At 68.5% G+C, this 4,895-nt stretch carries 6 protein-coding genes and 1 pseudogene; 1 reads left to right on the top strand and 6 read right to left on the bottom strand.

Features of this window, described 5'->3' with window-relative positions:
* A partial coding sequence (locus HY703_09770) for a phage integrase N-terminal SAM-like domain-containing protein (protein MBI4545471.1) occupies positions 1 to 529 on the bottom strand: 529 nt, incomplete at its 3' end.
* Positions 530 to 1,049: 520 nt separating this feature from the next.
* Positions 1,050 to 1,217 (bottom strand): annotated as a pseudogene (locus tag HY703_09765) (transposase).
* 183 nt (positions 1,218 to 1,400) lie between these two features.
* Here HY703_09765 and HY703_09760 point away from each other — a divergent pair.
* On the top strand, positions 1,401 to 1,889 hold the full coding sequence (locus HY703_09760; GenBank protein ID MBI4545470.1) for a hypothetical protein: 489 nt from the start codon (positions 1,401 to 1,403) through the stop codon (positions 1,887 to 1,889).
* Between the two features lie 60 nt (positions 1,890 to 1,949).
* On the opposite strand, the gene HY703_09755 is transcribed toward HY703_09760, so the two are convergent.
* The 4 genes from HY703_09755 to HY703_09740 all read right to left on the bottom strand — a co-directional run bounded on the left by HY703_09755 (position 1,950) and on the right by HY703_09740 (position 4,730).
* The gene (locus HY703_09755; GenBank protein MBI4545469.1) at positions 1,950 to 3,128 is read right to left on the bottom strand and encodes a cation:proton antiporter; all 1,179 of its coding nucleotides are present in this window, start codon (positions 3,126 to 3,128) and stop codon (positions 1,950 to 1,952) included.
* Between the two features lies 1 nt (position 3,129).
* On the bottom strand, positions 3,130 to 3,618 hold the full coding sequence (locus tag HY703_09750) for a cation:proton antiporter regulatory subunit (protein ID MBI4545468.1): 489 nt from the start codon (positions 3,616 to 3,618) through the stop codon (positions 3,130 to 3,132).
* A 79-nt stretch (positions 3,619 to 3,697) separates the two neighbouring features.
* Positions 3,698 to 4,030, bottom strand: a complete 333-nt coding sequence (locus HY703_09745) for an iron-sulfur cluster assembly accessory protein (GenBank protein ID MBI4545467.1) — start codon at positions 4,028 to 4,030, stop codon at positions 3,698 to 3,700.
* Positions 4,031 to 4,202: 172 nt separating this feature from the next.
* A complete protein-coding gene (locus HY703_09740; GenBank protein MBI4545466.1) occupies positions 4,203 to 4,730 on the bottom strand; it encodes an HAD family hydrolase in 528 nt (175 codons plus the stop codon).
* Between the last annotated feature and the right edge of the window lie 165 nt (positions 4,731 to 4,895).

Genomic DNA, 4,895 nt, shown 5'->3' with positions numbered 1-4,895 from the left:
TGGTGGCGAGGTGCTCGAGGAAGGCGCCGGCGTGCGACCCGTCCCGATTCTCCGGACCATCGACCGCACCCGCATGGAACCTGCAGAACCGCCGGGCCCACCCCAGGTAGGCGCGCTCCGTCTTCCGGGAGTACTCGCGGGTCCTGTTCGCCCGGCGCATCGCATCGAGAAGCCCATCCACCGCGCGATGATAGGTCTCGCGCGACATCGACGCGGCCTCGGCGGAGAGCGTATGCGCCCCCGCGGCCACTCCGGCACTGGCCGGCGGCGTCTCGGGCAACACCAGCCGGGAGCCGAACGAGCGCGTCAGGGCGCTCAGCGATTCAGGCTTGTGAGGGAGCAACCAGATGCGGCGCTCCGGGTGCCACCGGCGACCGGGGATCGCCTTGACGGCCTCGAGATCGGCTTGCGAGAAACGTCTCTGGAATCTCAGCTCCAGCCGCCCGTCCCGCAGGCGCACATGGACGGCTGTGGCATCCGCTGCCGCGCCCGCGTGCGGGCGCGCCGGACCGCCTTCGTTCCCTTCCAATTCCACCTCCGGCAGTGGTCCCTTACCATAAAAGACCCTGGATGAAAACGCCGGCAGTGGAGCGATGGAATGGCGGGATGGGGCGGGCAGCAGGACAGCGGGCCCCGTGCCCGGGCGCCGATCTGCCGTGCGTGGCACGCCCGCCGGACCTGCCCCAGCAGCTTGGGCTTCCGGACGGCGGAATCGGAGTCGGACAGAGCACTCACGGGCGAAGCGAGGTGCGCGCGAAAGCTGCTACACCGTACGACCGAGCCGGAGCCAGCGACAGGGTGGAATCGGCCAGGGCGGCCGTACTTCGTGCCCGTCAGTCACAGGAATGAGGGCCTGCGACCAAGTCGAGAACGGCGAGGCGTCGGCCTCTCGCCGATGCCCCTCGCCCGGGGTACTGCCCGGGAAAGCGCGGGCGCCGGTGAATCGGCATCGCAGGAGCCGCCAGTCGCCTGTCGGAAGATTAGATTGAGACAAGGTGGAGCGGCCGTATGGCGCTCTCAATTGATTTCAAAGGGGGTATGCCCTTAACGATGAGGCGGTAGAACAGCAGGCCTCGAGGCCGGGAGCTGCGTCGGTTGAACCGGAAGGTGAACTCGTCAAGGTGGTAGGGCAGATGCGCCTTCGAGATGCCCCCCTGGTAGGTCCCCAGGAGCCAGCGCTTGACCAAGGCGGCCACGCGGTGCACGCCCGGCATGAGCACATGGGCCGGATCGGGCGAGGCAGACTGGTTGCGCCCCTGGCCCCCTTGCTCGACGCCTCCAACGTAGATCTCATCGACCTCGACGATCTCCTTCAGGCGATCGCGGTTAGGGCGCAGCGTGTGCCCTGGCAACGGAGACCCAAACCCGCGACCCAGATCAGGTGCCTGTGCGCGGCATGCATGCCGCTGCTTCTCGTCCTTTCGATCCTGAGCACCCCCGCCATCGCTCAGCAGCGCCCCGCACGAGATGGGGAGAATCGTGCCAAAGCGCTTTTGCTCCCCAAGGATCTCGGTGGCAGCGCGCGGGCAGCCGAGTCGGAACCGAGCTGGGGGCAGCGTTTTGCATTGGGCCTTGGGGGAGGAGTGCTCGCGGCGGGAGCGGCAGGGCTTCTGTTGCAGGGCGATGATTTCTTCGGCTCCTCCTATAGCGCATTCGCGGCGTCGTACACGGCCGGTGCCGCGGCGGGAATCGTCCTGGTCAACAGGAAGTTTGGCAATCCCCGGATAGCATCCACCCTGCTCGGCGTGGGCCTAGGAGCGACGCCCCTGTTCCTGGGGATCGCTATCAATGAGCGAACTCGCGACATCATAGTGCCAGGATTGCTTGCAGGCGTGGCGATCATCACGGTGCCGGCGGGTGGTGCCCTGGCGAGCCGCAAATCGCACTGAAACCCCAACGTTGAAAAAGCTACCACTCGAATACCCCCGTCAACCCCACCAATCAACCGCCTATGAGGGTCGACATGTCGGGGGGATGGCGTTTCTCGCATCGGGCGAGAGCCATCTGCTCAGCCTGGGCACGTTCCACGTGGCGGCCGTGCCCACCACCGCCAGGATCAGCACCAGCAGCGCCAGCAGCGCGGGGGCCTCCCGGTGCCCGGCCGCCGCTGCCAGGCCGGCCAGGACGATGCTGAACTCGCCGCGCGGCGTGAGAGTCACGCCCAGCGAGAAGGCGGCGCGCTGACTCAGTCCCTCGGCGCGTCCCACCCACCACCCCGTCCCGAGCTTCGCCGCGATGCCGACCAGCGCCAGTGACACGGCCGCGGGCCAGAGGCCGGCGAACTCCCGGATATCGATGGACAGTCCGAACCCGAGGAAGAAGAGCGCAGCGAACAGCCCCTGCAGCGGCGCGAACAGCGCCTCGATGCGCTCCTTGTGACCCGTTTCGGCCATGAGCGTGCCGGCCAGGAACGCGCCCAGCGCTGCGGAAAGCCCCAGCCTGGCCGCCGCCCAGGCCATGAGCAGCAGTGCCCCGCCCATGAGCAGCATGAAGAGATCGTCCTCCTCCGTGCTCAGCAGCTTTTCCAGCAGCGGCCGGCCGAGGCGAGCCAGGGCTATGGCGGCGGCGAAAAAAACCAGAGCGCGGGCCGCGCCGATCATACCGGGGATCAGCTCGCCGCCGGCCAGGACCACGCCCGACAACACGGCCAGCAGCAGGGCGACGGCGACGTCCTCGAAGACCAGGATCCCGAGCACCAGCTCCGTCTCGGGGTATGCCGTGCGGCGCAGGTCGATCAGACTCTTGGCAATGATGGCACTCGAGGAAACGTACAGTGCCGTGGCCAGGATCATTCCCCCCAGCACACCCCACCCAAGCAGCCATCCGGCCAGGAAGCCGGCCGGGAAATTGAGCAGCAGGTCGCGCGTGCCGGCGCCCAGCAGCCGCCGCCGGTCGCTGAGCAGCGCGCGGAACGAGAACTCGAGGCCCACAAAGAAGAGGAGCAGCACAACGCCAAGGGTGGCGAAGACGTTGACCAGAGCCGATTGGCCCACTGGCTGGTGCAGCGCGAGTCCCACCAGCATGAAGGCGGGCACCGCCGAGAGGCCGAGGGCGCGGAAGAGGAGCCCGCTCAGTGCAATCGCGGCCAGCAGCAGCCCGCCCTCGAGGAGCAAGCGAGCCGGCTCCACCTCATCCGCCCTCCCCCCGCGCCGTCGCGAGGACCTGGTCCACCTGCTCGCGCGAGCCCACCACGACCAGGGTGTCGCCGGCGACGACGCGCTCCTCTGGCTGCGGGTTGGGCACCGCCTTCCCCTCTCGCAGCACCGCGATCACGCTGGCACCCGTGCGCCGCCGCAGCTCCAGCTCCGCGATGGTCCGATCCGCGAAGGGCGAGCCTGCCCCGACCTTGACCCACTCGATGGAGAGCTGCTCGAGGATCAGGTCCACGGACCCGGCCAGCGCCGGCTGGAAGTAGGCGCCGCCCAGGATCGCCGCCAGTTTGCGCGCCTCCTCATCCTCCAGGCGCAGGGCATGGAACGGAAAGTCCTCGCCGCGCCGAAAATTGTAGATCTCGCGGTGCCCGGTGTTGTGGATGATTACCGTCAGCCGCTCACCTTCCCGCGTCTGCACGGCGAACTTCTTGCCCACGCCCGGCAGGTCGACCTCGCGCACCTCCATCCGTCCCTCCGAAAAAAAGCGAAGGCGCCGCGTGCGGCGCCTTCTGTACAGTCCGGCGAGCCCGGGTCCCCGGAACGATTCAGGCCGTGAACGAGCTGCCGCAGCCGCAGCCGCCCGTCGCGTTCGGATTCTTGAAGCTGAAGCCGGAGCCCATCATGCTGGTCACGTAATCGATCTCGACGCCGCGCAGGTACTGCGCGCTGAACGGATCGATGAAGACGCGCAGCCCATTGGACTCGAGCACCTCGTCATCCTGCTGCGGCTCGTCCTCGACGTTCAAACCGTACTGGAAACCCGAGCAGCCACCGGGCAGCACGGCCACCCGCAGTCCCGCTGTCTCGGCAGCCGCACCCTGCTCAGCAATGAACTTCTGCACCTCCGCGGCCGCGTTGGGCGTCACCGTAATCGACATCGTCTCCTCCTGAAGTGTCCCCCGAGCAACCTGCTGTTCCGCCGATTCTAGAATACCCTTGCCCTGGGAGCAGGTTTCCCGCCAGTACATTCTCCCCGCCTGATCCAACTGTCAACCCCCTGCGAACGCCAGGGAGCAAGGCAAGGGCAAGGGGAGGGCCAGGGGTCCAGCCCTACTCCCCGCCGTGCTCGAGCACCCAATCGGCTGCAGCGGCCAGGTCCTCCACCACCACCACATCCGCCGGTGCGCCGGCCTCTTCCTGCCCGCCGTAACCGGTCCGCACAAGGATGGCCGCGCCGCCCAGCTCTCGGGCGGGCAGTACGTCCTTGACCCGGTCGCCTATGCAGGCGGAGCGCTCGAGATCGATACGCAGCTCCCCGGCCGCCCGGCGGTAAAGTCCGGTGGCGGGTTTGCGACAGTCGCACGGCCCCGTGACCTCCGGGTCGTGCGGGCAGAAGTAAGTGCCATCCAGGTGCACCCCTTCCTCGCGCAGCAGCTCCTCGAGTCGTGCCTGCACGGCGCGGAAGTCCTCCTCGCCGTAAAAGCCGCGGGCGATACCCGACTGATTTGTTATTATCACCAGCGCGTACCCCGCGTCCTGCAGCCGGCCGAGCGCCGCCGCTGCGCCCGGCACGAGTTCCACGCGTGCGGGCTCCGCCAGGTACTCGCGCTCGGCGATCACCGTGCCGTCGCGATCCAGGAACGCGGCCGGCCGCGGCCGGCCTCCGGTCCCCCGGCCTCCCCCGGCCCCCCTGCCTGCCCGGCCCGCCTCGGGCGCCGGGATCAACGGGCGGCCTCCAGGATGCGGGCGGCGAGCTGCTCTTCTTCTTCCTCGCCCACGGTGCGCAGGTCCAGCACCACCCGG

Source organism: Gemmatimonadota bacterium (assembly GCA_016209965.1).
GTDB lineage: Bacteria > Gemmatimonadota > Gemmatimonadetes > Longimicrobiales > RSA9 > JACQVE01.
This window is presented reverse-complemented; position numbering and strand designations above follow the sequence as displayed.